We start from the raw sequence: 19,969 nt of genomic DNA, 5'->3' as shown, positions 1-19,969 counted from the left end.
AGGGGTTTGCCATGCGTATATTGAATCGTTTGCAGCTATCCGCTTATCTTGGGCTTGGGGCGGGCTTGGCGGGGGCATTCGCCCATGCCGCTTGCCCCACATGGAATGGTGTGCCGGTGATGCAGCCGGTTATTCCTTGCGATTCGCTTGGGACCAATCAAAACGCATTTAATAATCTGGCATGGCAGCAGTTTATTACCCTTAACTGGGCGGCTGACCCCAATTTACCGGGGCAGCCCGATACCAGCGTGCCTGCTTCCTCTTTCGGGGTGGCAGGCACGAGCAGCCCGGTGGTTTGGGAAAGTTATAAAGAATCTTCCGAGGTGTTCCGCCCCAATGGCGCGCCTCCTTTGCCATGGGCCAATAAGCAGGCTATTCCGCTGGCGATGCGGTCTTTAATGAAAACGAAAACCCTGCAGGCCACCTCGGCGCTGGGCATCAAGAGTCTTTACCACACGTCTAAATTTACGGATACCTCGCCGGCTGCATTAAAAGACATTGCCGAGGCGGGCACCAATGGGGCATGGCTCACCGCGCAGCCCAAAATGAATAACTACGTCACCCTGTTTGAAAAGCGGCTTAATCAGGATGAATACAACTATATCAACCAGAACCAGCTGTATATCGCCAATAAGCAGCCCTCATTTGCCACCACACAGGGGCTGAATTTGCCCGATGGCTCGGCGACGTTCTCAACGTATGGCACGGTGGGGGCGATTGAAATCAAGGCGGCATGGATTGAGCTGGATGACCCCACGCTGTGGCCGATGTTTAAAACATCTAAAGCATGGGTGAGTTATCCGATTACAGGGGGCGGCAGTACGACGCCAAAACAGGTGACGGTAGGGCTGGTGGCTTTGCATATTATTCGTAAAACACCCAATGCCCAGCAGTTTATGTGGAGCACATTTGAGCATGTTTATAACGCGCCAAGCAAAACCGAGCTGAGCGCGCCGCCCCTGCCCTGGTACACCTATTTCAATCTGAACTGTGATCCGGCAACGGATTACTACAAATGTGTGCAGAATAAAATGCCGGTGGTGGGGACAGATCCTTACAATGCGCCGGTGCAAGTGGTGCGAACCACGCCGATCAGCAGCACCACCGCCAATAATATCGCCGCGCTCAATACCAATACCTGGGCCACGATTAAAGCGGCCAATCCTAACTCGGTATTTCTGAATTACCAGCTGGTAAATGTGCTCTGGCCAAACAGCAACACCCCCATCTACCCCGGTGCAACAGCGCCACTGCCAGATGGCAATGCCCAGCCTCCGGTGGCGCAGCAGCCTGTGGCTAATACGGTATTGGAAACCTACCATCAGAACCTGAGCTGCCTGTCCTGCCATACTGGTGCAACGATAGCCGGGCAGGGGCAGACGCTGGCCAGTGATTATTCATTCTTATTCGGAGAAGCCAGCAATCCTTCGGCTCAATCCAAAAAGAGTAAAAGTAAACTGATGCGGGTGAAATTGCCTTAAATCGTCATCTGAATGTAGCTTGTTATCCCCGCATACATTTATCGGATGGCCAGCGCAAACGCTGGATTCCTGCCGAAGCCGAGGGCTGCAGCTGTTTTTTTAAACCTTGTTGCCGGATGTTTCAGCGTTGGCCAGCTCAAACATCCGGCGTAATTCATCCAGTACCACGGGCAGGGTATCAAAACCCTCGCCCAGTAAAAAATGCCCGCCATTTTTTACAATTAAAAACTGCGCATCTAATTGCTGGCCAAGTGCCTTAGTCAGGGCAAAAGGAATAGTGGCATCGTTATCCGCCGCGATCACAGAGCGCTGCCTAATCAGCTGGCGCAGATGTGTAGTATTTAAAGGCTGCGCTGTAAACTCATCCAGCTGGGGCAAAAGCGGCACGGCCCCGGCAAAGCCCGCCACCAGCACTACGCCGCCAATGGCTTGATTAATTCGCTCTAAATGCCGCAGCACCGTAATGCAGCCAAGGCTGTGCCCCACAAAATAAACATCCTCGTTATGCACTGCCACGCTTTGCTCAATTTTAGTCAGCCAGGCATTTAAATCTGGCTGGCCGGAGTTGGGCATCTCTAGAATATGGCAAGGCACTCCAAGCGTAGCCAGCTGGTCCTGCAGCCAGGGAAACCAGTGGTGAGAAGGCGCGGCATCATAGCCGTGGATGATGTAGAGGGTGGGCATTCAGAGTAATCCTGTCTGTTTGATTGCAGATTTTACGCAGTAAAGATCTTAAACCACTGGTGCCCCGGAGAGAACTGCGCCAGGGATGATGTGGATTAAGAAAACAGCGATGCAGCCGGATTATTAAAGGCAGCGCAAAAAACGGCCAGTATCATTTCGTAAAAAATAAACCGCCTGAGGTCATGTGAATAGCCGGGGCGGTTTATTTGATATGGCCGCCCATATTTATTTCTGGGTAATGCCAGGGAAGTAGAATGAAGTCATGTCGATGATTTGTTGCTGTATTTTGCATCCCAGCCCTTCTCGGGCGGCATTGGTCAGCAGGCCATTATCGCCATCGCCGGTCCATACAAAGAGGCCACCCAAACCCTGCTCACGCACATACTGCGCTTTGGCCCGCACTGAACGTGGCGTATCCAGCGACATAAATACCTGACTGCTGCTGTTATAGAGAAAATCCGCATCTGCGATTGTATCGGTATACAGCTGAAAGCCATTGCGGCCGCTTTGCTGCTCAAAGTCGATATAGTTGCGCACAATGTCCGGCCACTCTGTGACACCAGATTCAAAGCTGCCCACTGTGTTGTTTGTGCTTTGATTATCGTAACTGCCCTGCAGGGGGGATACCGAGGTGATCCGCGCCCCTTTGGCATTGCGGGTATAGGCGGCATAACCCAGGTGGATTTTTTTGGGGTCAACGCCTAAACCCAGCAGGTATTCGGCTGCGCGTGCAGCAGAGTTCTGAGTAGGGTCTTCGCTTTGCAGATTGGTCTGATGGCCTAAGCCTTCGGCCCAAGGGGTGCCAAAGAAGTCATAGCTCATCACATTCAGCCCATCTGCCCCGGCGGCAATCAGTTGAGGAATATTGGCGTGCTGCATTTTTTCAGGCGCAGCATTCACGGCAATGCTGATATGAATGTTGGGTATCGCCACCTTGATGTCGCGAATCAGAAGGGCAAAATTGAGAGCATCTTCCGGCCCAAAGCAATTGCCATTGCCTGAGCAGCCTGGAAATTCCCAATCAAGATCCAGATCGGTAAACATCGGGAAGGTGTCGACGATATGCTTCAGGCTCTGTACCAGGCGTGCGCTTAACGCGGTATTTGCCGCGATAAAGTGAAACGCCTGACTCATCGTCCAGCCACCCAGGCTGAGCGATACGCGCAAATCGGGCTTGCTCTGCTTGAGCCGGACTAAGCAGCCCAGTACGCCTTGTGCAGTGGCAGGGTTAAAGAGCTGTGCAGGCGTCCCATCTTTGTAGCCTGGAAAGCCACAATTGATGTATGACTGCACATCACCCCATGGATCGGTAAAGGTGGCCTTGCCTTTTTGATTGGGTAAATCGCTTTCGCTGCTGGCAATACTGAAAGCCAGTGCTGCTTTATTGATTGCGTCAGCTTTTTCGCCCGTGTCGCCAATAATGCCAGCAAAACCAATAACGATTTTGTCAAAAGGGCCGGCATCTTGTAAGCGCATCAGGTCGGTACCACGACCTCCTTCTTTAAAGTCGCTGCTCGTTTCATAACGCGAATCATACTGCGACCAATCTGTGTAATAGCAGGCAACTTGAAACTCATTGTTCTGATATTTATTGAACACATTTTTAACCACGCGGCCCGGCGTGTATGAAAAGTTGCTGTCTTCCATACTGGGGTTAAAATGATTGACCGCATAGGTTTTCTCTGCCGCCCCCTGCCCTAAAATCTGCCCGCCGACAAGGGTACCGGGGTCGGATGGATAAATTAAAGCACTGTCAGTTGTCTGAGTTAACTCTGTTGCTTGTTTTGCTGTGGTTTCCATGTTTGTTACTCCTTGAAACGCAGTCCGTTTGCCGGGCGTCAGTTGGGGCAGGGGAGAATGCCGTACGTATTGAGTGGAAGATTAAAAAGATGGGGCAGAAGATAAAATGGTGAGTAATAAAAATGACTCACCATTTTTATTGTTTATGTCGTAAAAATAATGACGCCATTTATTCGGGGCATTATTCGGTTAATAAAGCGGGGTTTTATTGGTTAATCAGAATAACTTGCAGCTCTTCCCCTTGTGATGAGACGTCCTGGGCTTGCTGCTGATTTGGACGGAGACGGTTGAAGCCATATTTAATGGCATCATAAATAAGATTGGCAACCACACCGCTGGCAACGCTGACTAAAAAGGCCACTACTGCAGAGTTAACCCCGCTGGCTTCATATTCACTATCAGCGGTTTCTGATGTTAAAGCCTGATCGGAATTTAGTGCGGACAGAAACAGTACGCCATTCTTTGATGTGGCGCGAACTTTCAGTGCTTTATTGTTGTTAATTTCCTTGGCCATTTTATTGGTAAAATCGGAGTCATTTTTAATGACTACGGCTGTCTTTTCAGCAACTTCAGGTTTTTTTTTGCTGTTAATAAATACTTTTTTATCAGGCATGGTTAATTCCTTTGTTTTGAGTATGTATATAGATATGGAGGCTTTTCTATAAGGAGTTCTTTAATTCGTCAGCTGTGCCGCCGGATTTTCCATCTATATGGGGTGTGGCCATTAAGAAGGCAGTAATGTATTTACTGCCTTCTTTTTATTGCTGTGGCTTATTTGTAAACCACGCTCCATTGGTTGTTAATATCCAGAGTAACTACGGCTGAATAAATATTGGCTGGATAATCAATTTCAAATGAATCTGAGATTTCTTCCAGATCCAGCACTTCACCCACTTCATAACTGCCAAAGGTGATCCAGTACTTAGGATGGGGTGTAAATGCAAGGAGAATATTGGGTTGTGCTTCTACAGCCAGAGCGGGCTGGCCAGAGATACCTACCCCAACCGATGCTTTGCGTAATGGCACGCTCGAGCTTTGCTTCACGATAAGTGAGCCTGCCGGAGCTGCGCTTGATTTATTGGTAAAGGTATAGCCGTGCTCGTCATAAGTCAGCAATACTGCATTTTCCCCGTGTGGATCAATCGCCCATGTTTGGGATGCTTCAAATGTGGCACCAGGTTTAAGAGTACCGTTTTCTGACCAAACAAGGCTGTAATCAATATTCCAGTCAAAATTTAATCGGGTTGTAGGGTGAGATGATTTAGTCAGCCATGCCAAAGACATTACATTAGGCACGCCAATATCAGGCGCTGTGGTGTAAACGCAAGCGGTGGCAGAGTTGCTGGAATTATTTTGAAACGAAAGTGTATAAGCAGTCATGTTGTGATCCTCAGGGGTTGAATAAATTAAATTTGGGTATTGTGTTTTTGTGTCTGATTCTTTAGTTCTCCTTAGTTTTGAAATTGATCATAAAAATATTTTATTTGTGATGATATTTGTAATGGTTGTTAATAGTTATCCATTGGTATTTCAATATTTTGGCCATATTCAGGTGTTGGTGTTGTGTTGGCAACTCTGAGTTTTCTTTTTATTGCGCATTCATTGTATGTCCAGCTTATTGCGGGTATAAATTGACAGACAGGCTGATTGTTCTGTGTTCTGATCAGCAGGTTTGTAAAAAAAGTGCCTGAATAGCCTTTGTTGTCGGATGAATATGTTTTTGCCTTGTTAACGCTGATGTATGCGGATTCTTTTTTTGTGCTTAGCATAATGTAATTGTCGTTTGCGGTGCATATAATATTGGTATGTGCCTCACGCATTTTCTTTTTAAATTCACTGGTAAATAAACGGGGGTTGTTGTTTATTTCATCTGCAAATTCTTTTACTTTTTTATCTGATTGAATGTTTTTTGATATGAGAGTGACTTTGAACCCGTGCCGTATTTTGTTGCGTGCTGATTTTATTGGGTTCATTTTTGTATTGCCCTGTTGTAAATAAGACGATGCAGAATGTTTTTTTGTGAATTAATTTCAGACTTGTTTTTTAAGATACGTAAACAGAGTGTGAGTCGTGCGCTGTTGTTAAAATATATGCCTTGCTTTGGTTGTGTATTTATTGCTGGCCGTGAAATAAAAATCGCTTTCTTGCAATGATCTCTAAGCCATCGTTGCTGAAATATAATGTCCAGCCTTTTGCTTTTAAGTGTTTCAGCTCAATGAGTGCTTCGCTCAGTGACTCGTAATTAATCCGCAACTCAGTCATTATTAATTCCTCTGTATTGATCAGCGAGTCAGCATGATTTTTGAATGCGTTTAATAATGTGTAAGCCAATTGAGCGCAGAATGAATTTAGTCGGGCAGATCAAAAAATGCGGAGGTGTGTGCTTCGTGCTCGAATTGTTCTGCACCGTGAGCGCCTTTATTGCCGGCATGATCACTTTGAATGGCGATATTTACATAAGTCCAAAGTGCGGGTTTTAATAAATTACGAGCCAGCTGAGCGCGTTTACGTGCCAGTTCCTCACTAATTTTCAGTAGCTGAGCTATTTCTCTGAAAGGCATTTCTTCTACAAAACGGTAATAGGCTACGTCATGTAAATTTTCAGGCAAGGTTTGGAATACTTCTTGTATTTGTTTGAGTAGTTCGTCTCCAAGAGCCTGATATTCAGGAGAAACAGGTCTGTGATGGTCTGTTTCTTCATGATGCAATTGAAGCCTCAGGTTTTCTGCATTCAGCCAGCGCTGCTGATCAATAAACTTGCTTTTGGTTACCTGACGCAGCCAGCCTCCAAGGTGGCGGATTTGCGATAATTTAAATGGAGATTCTGTATAAATATGAAGCAGGACAAGGCTGTACAAATCTTTGCTGTTTTCCGAATTGCCTGAGCAAAAACGATTGCACAAATACTGAAGAAAATGGTGGTAGCGGGTAATAAACTCTTCAAATGCACCTTCATTGTGACTGGCAAGTGCAATAATCAGCTCTTGCTCGGATGCATTGCCCCAGCGTTGCTGTTGTTGGCTCAGTTTTGTCCCCATATTGCGCCTCTGTGGTGTGTGTTGATGGTTTTCCTGTCTCGTTTATTGGTTTTTGCTAAGATTTGAGACAGGTTTAGGTAAGAGGACGGTGCGGAATGGCTTAATGTGAAAACAAATGGATTTTGTTACGGGGCAAGAATGTGCTGGAGGGCGGGGCGGGTTTTTTGAAGGCGGGCCAAGCAGGGTGGGAGGCGTACGGTAGTCTGATGTGTAATCAACATCCTGACAAAAATGCCGCAGATACCATGAAGGTCATGCGTAAATATCTAATGCAGGGGGTATGTCGTTTGTTCAGGGCTGCTGCCACTTTATTCACTCAATCAGTAAGGCCGGTGTGATTGATGCGTGGCTGGAGCTATATCGGGCTGTAAAACTTAAGCTGATTTGGATTCGCTGCACATGATGATCATGATGAGGAGGGATATTTCATAAAAGACAAAGACAGAGGATTTAAGCAGGCGCACAAGCTGTTTAGCGGCTTGTGATCAGATATTGATTAAGCACACGCAATATACCTGCAGATGCTTTACAACTGCCCGCAGCCACTGTGTGTGGCTGGTTTATGGCTGGTTTATGGCTGGATTTAATCTCTGTTTAGCAAGGCAGAACGTGGAATATTGAACGTGGATATATGTTTTAAAGTTTAGATTACAGCCCCTTCAATCCATCGCCCCTCAGCCCCACCAGTAACGCTTTCCCATCCGGCATGACTCTGAATTCCCCATATCTGGCTTGCGCCCAGCGGCTGGCTTCGCCTTCTTTAAAAAACCATGCGTCGGTAACGAGTACCCAGCGGCCGTTTTTGGGGCTGAGTTCGATTTTAAATTCGTCCGCCGCCAGTGGCTCGCCATGATCGATACGCTGGGCGCTGCCGATGTTTTGCTTGTCTCTTTTCATAACGAGAAAAGGGCGGGATGGATTGCTTATATCGCCAACTGCCGGTGTATCAAAGGGGATTTGAAAATTAAGCTGCATAAAATCGCCCTGCATCAGGGAGCGCGGGTCGGCCGGGGCGAGTGAGATATACAGCGGCTGGCCGCGGGCGATCAGGTTTTCTTTTTGCCAGATGCCAATATTGGCGGCCAGCAACACACATGCAGCGGTCAGTGCGATACCCCATTTTTGCTGAGGGCTAATCATGGTCCTGGTGCTGGCTGCTGCAGGTGGGGCCAAGGCCCGCCATGCAATCGCCCCCAGAAGGCTGCCTGCCAGCATAAACAAAAGCGCTTTGTTGGCCAGTGTCCAATCCAGCTGGTAGTAAAACGCGCCAATCATCCATGCACAAGCCAGGCCTGCGCTGCTGGCAGTGCGCCAGCGCCCGGCCATCAGGCTGATGGATAGGGCCAGTAATACCGCGCCCAGTGCAGGCATCAGCCAGGCCAGCGCCGCTAAAATCACCGCAGCGAAAGCGTAGCTGCGAAGTGCTGGCCAGCTGCGCCCCATTAACAGCGCGGCTGCCAGAGCAAGCAGGGTTGAGCTAAGCGCGAACAAGCTGTGGCTTGTTGCAGACTGTGGTGCTGCTTCATGCATGATTTCAGCAAAAACGCTATTACTCAGGCTGGCCCCGGCAAGAAAAGTCATGCCTGAGCTAAAGGCCAGCCCGGCAAGAATCACCAGCAGCCAGCCGGTAAAGAAGGACTCAAATGCCGCTGCGATCAGTGCTTTTGCGCCGTTGTTGAGTATTTTGTATTGCACGGCGCAGGCAAGCAGCCATAGCAAAAACAGGGTGTGCAGCGCCAGCCAAAGCTCGGAATGAGTATCGCTATGGCCATTTTTAATCCAGATCAGGATGGAGCAGCCGGTGAGCGCGGCAGAGGCTGCACCCAGCAAGACACGCAGCCAGGGTCTGGGGATGGCCCATGTCAGCCCGCCTGCCAGTAAGGCCAGCAGGGTGCAGGCCAGTGCACTGGGTAAATGGGTGAACAGACCATAAGCAATGAGGGCAGGCCCCACCATCAGGGCAGGGATAGCCAGTTGCTCAACAAATAATGGAATATCCTGGCCGCGCAGCAGCAGGATGGCTGCTGCCAAAACCAGTACCCCCACAAAATAAGGACCCGCCACGCTGTGAATAATGGTGTCGCCCAGCATCAGGCCAATCACAATCAGCAAAGGAATGGCGGCCAGCCATGCACCCAGTGCCGTGAGCAGCACCACAGGCCATGGCCTGCTCTCTGGTGTTTCAACGTGGGCATCACCAGGCACAAGGCCAGCGGCGATGGCTTTTTCTAAGAGGGGATGGCTCATAATGTTTTGGCCTGGTGTCTGGAAAGGCGCAGTAAGCTGCTGACGGTGAAGGCGAGTAAGCCTGCTGCGGCAAGGCCGATCAGTAGAATCTGGCCGATAAAGTTGTCGTTGATATGCCCGTTAAACAGCAAGCGGGCCAGGCCGGAGATCAGCAAAATATTCAGGCACAGGCCGATAATGCTTAAGCCGTAAATATCGAAAGTGGCAGGCTGAGCCATGGCCGCCGCCGCCAAAGCAAAAAGCATCAGTCCTAAAAAGTAAAGCAGCAAAACATCCTGAGCGAGCAGTGCGGTGAAGGCGCTGCTGCAGATCATGATACTGCACAGGGTCATGGAGGTGCGAAACGCCCAGTGGCCGGTGCCTTTTAAGTAAGGCAGTTTTGGGCTGAGCAGCAGCGTCATCAGCAGGGCCGCACTCCAGCCCAGCAAGAAAACCTGGGTGTCAGCCTGCTCAAGCCGCCAGCGGTGGCCGGTATGCGCGTGTATCCACAATGAAATCCCCGTGCTGACGATCAGCGCCCAGGGCGCCCACAGCACATCGCTTTGGGCACTCAGGCACAGCGGCAGGGTGAGGGCTGCCCAGATTGCAAACAGCTGCCACGGGTCTGCGCCAGTTTGATAAGTCTGCCCAAAGTAAGCAAAAAGACCGCCAACAGACAGGAGCGCCAACAGGCAAAGGGGAATACGGGCTTTGGCCAACACAATGGCGGCGGTGCAAAGTAAAACGCACAGCGCCTGCAGCAGCACAAAATGCCCCAGCCGCCCCAGCGTATCCCAATTGGCGGCAATCCAGAAAACCAGCCCCAGCCCAAACAGCGCCGCAGCTGTCACTGCTATGATTTTTGGCAGGCGGCTGGTGATTGCCGCCGGATCAGGGGCGGCTAATTGCTGTAATTGTTGTGTGGCAGCGGCATCCAGCTGGTATTTGGCTGCCAGTGCGTAGAGGCTAAGGCGCTGATCCATCAGGTATTCCTTGGGTGTGGCATTAAGCTACTGCGTAAAGATGCTGAAACAATGCGTTTACTATTTTTTCTGTGTTTTTGTGACAAGGAACAATAAACTTTGCCATCTTGCCAAAACAGGCTTCAGGCACAAGCTGCTGCTCAACCAAGTGGTATTCGCAGCGCTCCGCGTAGTCATCCCACAGGATGATTGCACCAGGCTGAAGCTGAAGCAGCGAGTACAAAAAACACGGTACTCTGAAGCGTCCGTCAATCAGAACCAGATCAACATCAAGGGCAAAACGCCAAGGCTGGCTGTAGTAATCGGGCCACTGGCTTTGCATTTGCGTATTTTCAGGAAAGCCCCAATCCATGGTTTCGCCAATGGGCGCGTGCAGCAGCTTAATCTGGCTGGGGGACTGCAGCGGGGCGATTTGCTCCCTGACCTTTGCCAGCCATTCTTCGCTTGAATCAATGGCCACAATGCGCGGCACACCCAGCTGCGCTGCCAGTACCGTGCTGCCGCCCATGCCATATTCCACATAGCTTTGGGTGCTTGTCAGTGCGGCTGTCAGCGCTTCGCACTCTGCTTGCGGCATATGGGGCAACAATGCCGCATGGGGCGTCATTGTGACCACACTGCAAATTCGCTGCCGTTTGGATCCCTAAACTGGAAACGCCTGCCGCCAGGGAAGGAAAATATCGGTTTAATAATGTGGCCACCGGCCGCCAGCACGGCAGCCTGGCTTGCTTCCAGATTGCTGCTGTATAAGACAATTAAAGGCGCGCCAGTCTGGCTGGAAATACTTAAATCAGCCAGATAAAAACCACCATCAATCCCTTCATTAGAAAAAGCGCAATACTCCGGGCCGTAATCTGTAAATGCCCAGCCAAACACCGCGCTGAAAAATGCTTTGCTTTTGTTTAAATCTTTGGAAGGCATTTCAATATAATTAATTTTATGGTGCTGATGCATGGCGGGGCTCCATATCAATGGAATGCTGAGTTGGGGAGAAGGCCAAATTGAATTTCAATTTGGTTCTGGTTTGATTGCGGCGATTCCCATAAATGATAAACCTCACGGCTTTCGCCGCTGAAAGCACGGCCGGATTGCTTGATTTCAGCAATTAAAGGCGCATAGCCCTCATTAAATAAATCAGCCAGCGGCCCCTGATAGTGGCGGACGGCGCAATCAATTGGGGCTAAAGTTTTGCAGGCAAAATCCCCTGCATAAGCCTGCGGGCGGCAAACCGGAAAACAAATATCCAGTGTAAATAAGCTGCGCGCATCCTGCGGCACCTGGTAATACACAAAAATACACGGGCCATTAAAACCCAGCTGATTGCGTTCAATTTCGGCAATCAGTAAAGGCGTTTGTTCAGTGGCAAAAGCGCCAACATCAGCAAGGCAAAGTTGTTTGCTGGTGAAAACAACAGGAATAGCATGGGTTTGTTTGGTTTTCATAAAGCCTCCTTTAGCGTGATGTATTAAATCGCAATTTGCCGGGTATTTATAATAAAGACTGAATCTGTGTTGCCGGATTGCCACTGGCTTTCCACGCATGCCATTGGCGCTGCAGGCGGTATACTTTTTGCGCGAGAATGGGCTCGCTTACATACTGGCTGATTTTATTTTTGCTTAGCATTTCCTGCGCCCATGCACTGACATCCTCAGGGTGTAATGCCCATGCCTGATGAATATCAGAAAGCTGCCAAAGCCAGTAGGGCGACAAATGGCCGTGTACGTGTAACAGCCCTGGATGAATATTCGCTCCCAATTGCTCCAGCTGTTTTTTCCAGATGCCCTGCACATGGATATTGGCAAATTCGCTGCTGATTCCGGCGCTGCGCTGTTTTAAATGCTGGCGGTAACGCACTAAAGGAATGCCCATATTGGCAAGCTGCCCATGCTGGCTGAGACGAATTACTAAATCCCAGTCCTGTGCCATATCCATTTTTTCTGTGTACTGAATATTACTTTTAAGCCATAGCGCACGGTTAATCATCATTGCGGGCTGGGCCATGGCGCAATAAAACAAATTATCCACGCAGATATCATGGTGATACAGCGGAAAAAGGCGCAGCGATTCTTCTGTGCGCTCTTCATTAAAAACCAGCATATCCCCGCTGACGGCGATCACATCCGGGTGCCCGGCCAGAAAACGGGCAGAGAGGGCAAAGCGTTCCGGCAGGCTGATATCGTCTGCATCATGCAGGGCAATGTAATCCCCCCGCGCTGCGGCCATGCCCAGATTGCGGGCACAGGATACGCCGTGATTAAGCGCTAATGTGATGATGTGAATGCGTAACCATGGGGCTGCCTTGGCAAACAGGCTGATTTCTTCCTGATAATCATGCTGGCTGCCATCGTTAATTAAGATCACTTCACTATCAGCAAAGCATGAAAAATCAGCCGCCACAATCCCATTCAGCATGTCAGAAAAATGCTGTGTATTTGGATTCATAAACGGGATAACAATGCTCAGTTTCATGCCGGGGGCCTGAATGCGCGCTGATTGCTGGCAAGGATAGACATGATTTTTCTCCAGCCCGCTTCAGATTCCGGGCTTTGGGCGAAGGCCTGCTGCAATAAGTCGCGCTGGCTGCTGGAAAGCTGCTCTTCTAATACCTGGCCCGACTCACTCAGGGCAAGGCTCTTTACCCGGGCGTCATGGCGGGCCGTACTGGCAATGACCAGACCTTTGGTTTGCAATTCTCTGAGTGGCCGGTTCAGTGCCTGCTTGGAAATGCCCAGCCGTGCCAGCAGTGTATTCACCGACAGCCCCTGATCTCTGGCCACAAAATATAAAATTCGGTGGTGCACTCTTGCCAGCTGCAAAGGGGCGAGCATTTCGTCCGGCAGGGATGTAAAGGTGCGGTAGCCGTAAAACAGGCTTTCCAAATCAGCATTGAGTGTGTCGGCTTGGTCCATGATGGTGTGTCGTAAAAAAGAGTTTGTTGTCATTTGCACCACTTTTTATTGACAGGGTGGCGGTGCATGCGGCATAAATAGGTCATGTCTATTGACCTGTTTGGTGAGTTATATGTTTGCTGCGCGTATTGACCGTCTTACTTCTTCTCTGGTCAGAGACATTTTAGCTGCCGCATCACGGCCAGGTGTGATTTCTTTTGCGGGGGGCTTACCTGCCAGCGAAGTTTTATTCAGGGCTTCACCTCAGGTGCTGGGGCAATTGCCTGACGATATCTGGCAGTACGGGCAAACAGAGGGCGAGCCTGCACTTCGGGAGCAAGTGGCGATCCGGGCCAGAGCGTTGGGCATAGACTGTAAGGCCGGGCAGGTTTTGATTGTCAATGGCTCGCAACAGGGTATCGATTTAGTCAGTAAATTAATGGTGGAGGAAGGCACTCGCGTGCTGACCGAATCGCCGACTTATCTGGCAGCGCTGCAGGTTTTCCGGCTGATGGGCGCTCATTTTGTGACCGCAGCGCAAGACGAAGAAGGGCTGCTGCCGCAGTCTGTGGCCGAGGCGGATGCACGTCTGGCATACCTTGTGCCTACTTTTCAGAACCCAACCGGCTTGTGTTATTCGCAGGCAAGGCGCAAGGCGCTGGCTGGGGCCTTTGATGCGCAATCTATGGTGGTCTTTGAAGATGATCCTTACCGTGATCTTTCTTTTGATGGCCCTGCACCTTCACCTATTATTTCTCATTTAAAACAGGCACGCTGGATTTATCAGGGGTCTTTTTCTAAGACGCTGGCACCAGGTTTACGCCTTGGGTATCTGATTGTGCATCCTGATTTGATTCAGGCGATGACCCGTTTAAAACAAGCGGCAGATTTACACAGTAATCGTTTAAGCCAGGCGATTGTGACGCAGCTGCTGCAGGATGGTTCGCTGGATCAGCATGTGGCAAATATTCTGCCGCTCTACCGCGAAAAAAGAGATGTGATGCAGGCCGCGCTGCTGCAGCATTTGAGCGATAAAGCCAGCTGGGGGCTGCCATCAGGCGGGTTGTTTTTTTGGCTGACGCTCAAAAACGAGCAGGATGTAATGCAACTGATGCAAGAGGCTCTGACTGCTGGCCTTGCCATTATGCCTGGCTCAGCTTTTGATCCTGTTCCCCATCCATCAAGCACAATCAGGCTGAACTTCAGCCATTCAAGCTTTGAGCAGATTCAGCAAGGTATTGCATTGCTTGGTTCGTTGATTAAGTAGGTTTCCAGTAAGCAGGCTAAGTGCTTTTTAGTGAGGTGGTCGGCAGGATTGTGCTGCACAGGAAGCAAGAAACGGCATTCAATACTAGTGTGTAATGGGATGAATGTTTTTTTGCATAAACGTCTGTGGAGTAAATCAGCATGAAACTGGCTTTCTTTCTGGTTCTTAGCTTGTTTTCTTTGTCCTGCTTTGCTCTGGATGCACCGAAGGGCAAGGTTGTGCTTGCTGTTTCTGGCGCATTGAGTCAGCAAAATAGTGGTAAAAATGCAGAATTTAGTATGGATATGCTGACAAAGCTTCCACAGCATAGTTTTGTCAGCAAAACACCATGGTATGAAAAGCCGGTTAAATTTACCGGGCCACTTTTAAGGGATGTACTGGCGGCGGCCGGAGCCAAAGGGGTGCAGATTTCAGCGCTTGCCCTTGATGATTACCGCGTTGAAATTCCTTTTGAGGATGCCATTAAATATCCCATTATTATTGCCCGGCTTTTAGATGATAAACCGATGGCGGTGCGGGATAAGGGGCCATTGTTTATTGTTTATCCTTTTGATCAGTATAAAGAATTGCATCAGGATGTTTATTACACCCGGTCGGTTTGGCAGCTTTCTAAAATCATCGTCCAGTAAGGGGCCGGCATGAAGCGGAGCAAACGGCTGCTTTTTTTTATTGTAAGCAGCTTGATTGCGGTTTATGCGGCGATTGCTGCTGTTCAGTTTGCGCAGTTTCAAAGTTTAAATAATTCAATTGGCCGGGCAAATGACAACGCAATGTGGGCGTTGATTCAATTAAATGTGGATTATCAGCGCCTTTATTCTGCATTTGATATTCATCTGATGAACGAAGAGAAAGTCAGTATTGATGATCTGGCATTTCGCTATGAATTATTTGTAAGCCGTATTATCAGCTGCCAGGCGGGCCAGTCCAAAGTATTGATGAATAAACAGCCTGTTTATATCAATACGATGAAGGCTTTAAATGCATTTACCGCAGAGGCGGATCATTACCTCGGCGCTGCGCCGGATCGTGTTTTAGATGCGGGTAGTAAGCAGATTCTGTATAAAAAGTTATTTGCTCTGGAGTGGCAGATCAGAGAGCTGGGTGTTAAGGCCTCTATTGCCGCAGCAGAGCTGGCCGATGCGCGCCGCTCTGAAGTCACACATCAGGTGCTGGTAGCCAGTGCGCTGACTGGGTTTCAGTGCTTGTTGACGCTGCTTCTGGCTTTGGCCATGCTCAGGCAGGACAAACAGCGTGCTGCGGCGCAGGCAGAAGCTTTAAGCAGCCAGAAAGAGCTGGTTGAGGTGTTAAAGCGAAATGAAGAAGTCTTAGAGGGCCGTGTATCAGAGCGCACTCAGGCGCTGGCGCTGCTGAATCATTCTTTGCAGGTGCAAAAAATAGAGCTGGAAAAAGCGCGGATTCAATCGGATCAGGCTTCCCGGATGAAATCAGATTTTTTAGCCAATATGAGCCATGAAATCCGCACGCCAATGAATGCCGTGATTGGTATGTCTTATCTGGTGCTTAAATCAAATCTGACTTTTAAGCAAAGAGATTATATTGAAAAAATCCAAAAATCAGGCCAGCATCTTTTAGGGATTATCAATGACATTCTGGATTTTTCTAAAATTGAATCAGGGCATTTAAAAATTGAAATGCTTGATTTTAATATCGATAAATTGCTTGAAGATCTGGCGGATTTATTACTTGAAAAGGTAAATGCAAAGGGGCTGGAGCTGGTGTTTGATATTTCCAGCGATGTACCGCGCACCCTCTGTGGCGATGCATTAAGACTGGAGCAAATATTAATTAATTATGCCAATAACGCCATTAAATTCACCGACGAAGGTGTGATTAAATTAGTTTGCAGGGTACAAGAGCAGGATGAAGCCGGAGTACTGTTGTATTGGGAAGTGAGCGATACAGGGATTGGCATCTCTGCAGAGCAGCTGGCGCGTTTATTTCAATCATTTCAGCAGGCCGATACCTCCACAACCCGGCGTTACGGCGGCACGGGCCTTGGCTTGGCCATTTCTAAACAGCTGGCTCAGCTGATGGGGGGTGAAGTGGGGGTGCAGAGCGTTGTAGGGCAGGGCAGTACGTTCTGGTTTACTTCCAGGGTGGCCATCAGCCAGCAGGCTCAGAGAGAGCTGCTGCCCAGCCTTGATCTGCGCCATCAGGCGGTGCTGGTGGTGGATGATAATTCTGATTCGGCCCGGGTGCTGGCGGATCTGCTGGTCTCGATGACTTTTCGCCCCGTGGTGACCTTATCAGGCATGGCGGCGATTGCGGCTCTGGCGCAGGCATCGGCTGCAGGCGATCCCTTTAAAGTGGTTTTCCTGGATTGGCGCATGCCGCAGATGGGGGGTAAGGAAACGGCGCTGGCGATTCAGGAAATGGCCTTGCCTGTGATGCCGCGGCTGATTGTGGTGACAGCGTATGGGCGGGAAGAAGTTTTAAGTGAAGTCAACCCTGCGGCTGTAGATGAGATTCTGATCAAGCCCGTGAATGCCTCGCAATTATTTGATACCACCATGCGTGTTTTGGATGCAAAAGAGGTGCATGAATTAGTACGCGAATACCATGAGGTGGATTTGTCGGGTATTTTGGGGGCCAGGATTTTATTGGTTGAAGATAATGATTTAAACCAGCAGGTTGGGATGGATTTATTGCAGGATGCAGGTTTTATTGTTGATCTGGCTGAAAACGGCCAGCAGGCACTTAATAAGGTGCAACAGGTTTCTTATGATCTGGTGCTGATGGATATGCAAATGCCTGTGATGGATGGCATCGCTGCAACGCAAAAAATCAGGGAATGGCCGGATTTTGCGTCTCTGCCCATTGTGGCGATGACAGCCAATGCCATGCAGGCCGATCAGGAGCGATGTGCGGCAGCAGGGATGAACGGGCATGTAGCTAAACCCATAGAGCCGCATGATTTATGGATGGCGCTGCTGCGCTGGATTCCGCCCCGGCCCTTTAATCTTCAGGGCGGTGTTTTGCCTTTGCCGGGTAAAAGCAGTGATCTGGTATTGAAAAGTAAACTGGAGGCCTTGGATGTTGCGGGGCTGGATGTGGCTGCTGGCTTACGGCGGGTGCTGGGTAAAGAAGCGCTTTATTTGGAAATGCTCAGAAAATTTATTCACGGGCAATCCGCTGTCATTACAGAAATTAATGTGGCGCTGGAAGAAAAAGATGTGCTGACTGCAGAGCGTTTGCTGCACAGCAGTAAATCGGTTGCGGCAAGTATTGGTGCGGTTGATCTGGCTGATTTGGCGGCTGAGCTTGAGTCATTGGTTAGACATCATCCTGGCGATGCAATGTTAAAACCGATGCTGGAGGCTTTCTCAAGTAATTTGCTGGGGTTTTTAGTTGATTTGATTGTGGCGCTTGATGGGATGAACCATGTGGCGGATGCCAGCGAGCCCGCAGTGCCGGCCCAAGCGCCGGATATAACCATTCTGGCTGTGGATGATACACCCATGAATTTATTGTTGATTGAGCGAATGCTGGGTAAGGAGTTCAATATCCGCGTTGCGCATCATGGTGCACAAGCGCTGGAGATGCTGGTGCAAGATCCTTTGCCCCGTTTGATTTTGCTGGATATTCTGATGCCGGAAATGGATGGCTATGAAGTATGCCGCCGATTAAAAGCTGATGAGCGAATGGCGAATATCCCCGTGATTTTTATGTCGGCCAGGTCTGATGCGGATGATGAAATGCGCGGAATGGAGCTGGGAGCCGCCGACTATATGGCAAAGCCGCTTTGTCTGCCTTTATTGCTCAGCCGGGTAAAGGCACAGCTGGCTTTGCATGCGCCAGGGTGAAATTCATGTTTTTTGCGTTTTTTATGCGCAAAATTTGATCTTTTACGCTTGTCTGCCCGGCTGATTGTCCGCAAAATGTCTGCCTGACTCGGGGTGCCGCTGATAACCAGCGGCTGAGATATACCCGTGACCTGATCTGGATCATGCCAGCGTAGGGAAGTCGGCGCTCCTTGGCGCAGGCTTTCTGCTCAAGGAACTCAAATGTCTGATTTACACACCATTGCGCTTATTCCTCAGTTTCCTTTGCATCGCGCGGGCGAAGAATTAGCCCGCCTGCGTGCTGCTGCGCCTCTTGTTCATTGCCTGAGTAATGAAGTTGTGCAGTCGGTGACTGCCAACGTATTGCTGGCGCTGGGTGCATCCCCCGCCATGATTGTGGCCGAAGAAGAAGTCGCCGAGTTTGCCGCCATGGCCGATGCACTGCTGATTAATGTAGGTACGCTCTATCCGGCCCGCCTTGCCGCGATGAAAAAAGCAGTTGCCGCGGCCAATGCTGCGGGCACGCCATGGGCGCTTGATCCTGTGGCGGCGGGGGTATTGTCTTACCGCACTGATGCTTTACATGATTTGCTTAAGCAAAGGCCAGCCGTGATTCGTGGCAATGCTTCAGAAATCATGTGCCTGGCCGGAGAAGATGCAAGTGGCAAGGGGGTAGACAGCACGGCGCATTCTGCATTGGCCATTGCCGCTGCCCAGCGGCTTGCCCGGCAAACCGGAGCCATTGTGGCGGTAACGGGCGAGGTAGATTATGTCAGCGATGGTGAGGTGACATGGGCTGTGCCATGGGGCCATGCACTCATGACACGCGTTGTTGGTACGGGTTGTGCCTTGTCGGCGGTAACGGCTGCATTTGTAGCAGGGGCTACAGATCGCCTGGCGGCAGTGGCAGCGGCATGTGCGGTGATGTCCATTGCCGGTGAGCGCGCCGAATCTGCCTGCGACGGCCCTGGTACTTTTTTGCCTGCCTTTTTAGACGCACTTTATATTATGCAGCCTGCCATGCTTAAGGCGGTGGATGAATGAAACCGTCTTTTAATCTTTCACTTTATTTAGTGCTTGACCCTGATCTCTGTGGCGGTGAAGAGGGTATTGTGGCCACTGCCCTGGCTGCGGTGGCTGGGGGCGTAACCATTGTGCAATTACGCGCGCCAAAATGGAAAAAACGCCAGTGGGTTTCTGCTGCTTTTGCCCTGAAAGCCGCGCTAGATCCGCTCAATATTCCCTTAATCATTAATGATCATATCGATGTGGCGCTGCTGGCGGATGCGGCGGGCGTGCATGTGGGCCAGCAGGATATTGCCCCGGAAATGGCCCGCCAGCTGATTGGCCCGAATAAAATTTTAGGTTTATCAACATCCAATGCCGGGCAAATGGCCGCCGTGCCGCTGGATATTGTCGATTACATCGGCGTGGGGCCGGTCTTTGCGACAGGCACCAAGCTGGATGCTTCCCCTGTGATTGGCTTAGAAGAATTTGCGAACTTGATGCAGGCTAAGACGATTCCTGCCGTAGCGATTGGCGGAATTGGCCTTGGCCGCGTGGCCGCCTTACGCGCGGCAGGGGCCGACGGCGTGGCGGTAGTCTCCGCTGTTTGCGGGCAGGCTGATCCGCAGCAAGCGGCGCAGGCATTAAGGTTAGAAGTCGCTGATGTTTAACCTTAGAGCGCGTAAAACTCCATGCGTGTACAGCACATCTTTTCTTATGAGCAAACAGCGAAAAGCTTAACAACCACGCTCTTTGCATGAGGCTTTTAAAAATACCCTTTAAACACGCCGGAG

General features: G+C 49.9%; 20 protein-coding genes and 1 riboswitch. Of the genes, 6 read left to right on the top strand and 14 right to left on the bottom strand.

The annotated features are described in order from the left end of the window. The first annotated feature begins 11 nt into the window (after positions 1-11). On the top strand, positions 12-1,481 hold the full coding sequence (locus tag HA050_RS04990; protein WP_166822857.1) for a hypothetical protein: 1,470 nt from the start codon (positions 12-14) through the stop codon (positions 1,479-1,481). A 99-nt stretch (positions 1,482-1,580) separates the two neighbouring features. Here HA050_RS04990 and HA050_RS04985 read toward each other — a convergent pair whose 3' ends face one another. The 14 genes from HA050_RS04985 to HA050_RS04920 form a co-directional block, all read right to left on the bottom strand. After that, complete coding sequence (locus tag HA050_RS04985) at positions 1,581-2,165, bottom strand: RBBP9/YdeN family alpha/beta hydrolase (protein ID WP_166822853.1); 585 nt, start codon at positions 2,163-2,165, stop codon at positions 1,581-1,583. Between the two features lie 225 nt (positions 2,166-2,390). Beyond that, entirely contained in the window at positions 2,391-3,965 is a 1,575-nt protein-coding gene (locus HA050_RS04980) for a glycosyl hydrolase family 18 protein (RefSeq protein WP_166822850.1), read from the bottom strand. 205 nt (positions 3,966-4,170) lie between these two features. Further along, positions 4,171-4,578 carry a hypothetical protein gene (locus HA050_RS04975; RefSeq protein ID WP_166822847.1) on the bottom strand — a complete coding sequence of 136 codons (408 nt, stop codon included), beginning with the start codon at positions 4,576-4,578 and terminating at the stop codon, positions 4,171-4,173. A gap of 158 nt (positions 4,579-4,736) precedes the next feature. Continuing rightward, entirely contained in the window at positions 4,737-5,345 is a 609-nt protein-coding gene (locus tag HA050_RS04970) for a RhiA family protein (RefSeq protein ID WP_166822844.1), read from the bottom strand. A gap of 128 nt (positions 5,346-5,473) precedes the next feature. Beyond that, complete coding sequence (locus HA050_RS04965) at positions 5,474-5,938, bottom strand: hypothetical protein (RefSeq protein WP_166822841.1); 465 nt, start codon at positions 5,936-5,938, stop codon at positions 5,474-5,476. Between the two features lie 139 nt (positions 5,939-6,077). After that, positions 6,078-6,227, bottom strand: coding sequence for a hypothetical protein (locus HA050_RS04960; protein ID WP_166822838.1), 150 nt, complete (start codon positions 6,225-6,227; stop codon positions 6,078-6,080). A gap of 86 nt (positions 6,228-6,313) precedes the next feature. Next, positions 6,314-7,003, bottom strand: a complete 690-nt coding sequence (locus HA050_RS04955; RefSeq protein ID WP_166822835.1) for an RNA polymerase sigma factor — start codon at positions 7,001-7,003, stop codon at positions 6,314-6,316. Positions 7,004-7,651: 648 nt separating this feature from the next. Beyond that, positions 7,652-9,250 (bottom strand): GDYXXLXY domain-containing protein, encoded by a 1,599-nt coding sequence (locus HA050_RS04950; protein ID WP_166822832.1) that lies wholly within the window; start codon positions 9,248-9,250, stop codon positions 7,652-7,654. After that, positions 9,247-10,212, bottom strand: coding sequence for a DUF2157 domain-containing protein (locus HA050_RS04945; RefSeq protein WP_166822829.1), 966 nt, complete (start codon positions 10,210-10,212; stop codon positions 9,247-9,249). Before HA050_RS04945 ends, HA050_RS04950 begins: the two co-directional genes overlap by 4 nt. A 22-nt stretch (positions 10,213-10,234) precedes the next feature. Further along, positions 10,235-10,819: a class I SAM-dependent methyltransferase gene (locus HA050_RS04940; RefSeq protein ID WP_166822827.1), complete on the bottom strand. Its 585-nt coding sequence runs from the start codon at positions 10,817-10,819 to the stop codon at positions 10,235-10,237. Next, the gene (locus HA050_RS04935; protein WP_166822824.1) at positions 10,816-11,166 is read right to left on the bottom strand and encodes a VOC family protein; all 351 of its coding nucleotides are present in this window, start codon (positions 11,164-11,166) and stop codon (positions 10,816-10,818) included. The genes HA050_RS04940 and HA050_RS04935 overlap by 4 nt, the downstream gene beginning before the upstream one ends. A 14-nt stretch (positions 11,167-11,180) precedes the next feature. Further along, positions 11,181-11,654 (bottom strand): GyrI-like domain-containing protein, encoded by a 474-nt coding sequence (locus tag HA050_RS04930; protein WP_166822821.1) that lies wholly within the window; start codon positions 11,652-11,654, stop codon positions 11,181-11,183. Between the two features lie 46 nt (positions 11,655-11,700). Next, positions 11,701-12,681 carry a glycosyltransferase family 2 protein gene (locus HA050_RS04925; RefSeq protein WP_166822818.1) on the bottom strand — a complete coding sequence of 327 codons (981 nt, stop codon included), beginning with the start codon at positions 12,679-12,681 and terminating at the stop codon, positions 11,701-11,703. Beyond that, a complete protein-coding gene (locus tag HA050_RS04920) occupies positions 12,678-13,154 on the bottom strand; it encodes a MarR family winged helix-turn-helix transcriptional regulator (protein ID WP_205836296.1) in 477 nt (158 codons plus the stop codon). Before HA050_RS04920 ends, HA050_RS04925 begins: the two co-directional genes overlap by 4 nt. A gap of 79 nt (positions 13,155-13,233) precedes the next feature. On the opposite strand from HA050_RS04920, the gene HA050_RS04915 reads away from it, so the two are divergent. From HA050_RS04915 to thiE, 5 genes are all read left to right on the top strand, one after another. Then, entirely contained in the window at positions 13,234-14,367 is a 1,134-nt protein-coding gene (locus tag HA050_RS04915; protein ID WP_166822815.1) for an aminotransferase-like domain-containing protein, read from the top strand. Between the two features lie 140 nt (positions 14,368-14,507). Next, positions 14,508-14,996 carry a putative pterin-binding protein gene (locus tag HA050_RS04910; RefSeq protein WP_166822812.1) on the top strand — a complete coding sequence of 163 codons (489 nt, stop codon included), beginning with the start codon at positions 14,508-14,510 and terminating at the stop codon, positions 14,994-14,996. Positions 14,997-15,005: 9 nt separating this feature from the next. Continuing rightward, complete coding sequence (locus HA050_RS04905) at positions 15,006-18,191, top strand: response regulator (RefSeq protein ID WP_166822809.1); 3,186 nt, start codon at positions 15,006-15,008, stop codon at positions 18,189-18,191. A 79-nt stretch (positions 18,192-18,270) separates the two neighbouring features. Further along, positions 18,271-18,366, top strand: a riboswitch (TPP riboswitch). Positions 18,367-18,392: 26 nt separating this feature from the next. Beyond that, positions 18,393-19,214, top strand: a complete 822-nt coding sequence (gene thiM, locus HA050_RS04900) for a hydroxyethylthiazole kinase (RefSeq protein ID WP_166822806.1) — start codon at positions 18,393-18,395, stop codon at positions 19,212-19,214. After that, positions 19,211-19,846: a thiamine phosphate synthase gene (gene thiE, locus HA050_RS04895; RefSeq protein WP_166822803.1), complete on the top strand. Its 636-nt coding sequence runs from the start codon at positions 19,211-19,213 to the stop codon at positions 19,844-19,846. The genes thiM and thiE overlap by 4 nt, the downstream gene beginning before the upstream one ends. Positions 19,847-19,969: the final 123 nt, after the last annotated feature.

The organism is Iodobacter violaceini, from assembly GCF_011601265.1.
Classification (GTDB): Bacteria; Pseudomonadota; Gammaproteobacteria; order Burkholderiales; family Chitinibacteraceae; genus Iodobacter; species Iodobacter violaceini.
Note: the sequence above shows the minus strand (reverse complement) of the source record. Positions and strands in the feature narration are given on the sequence as shown.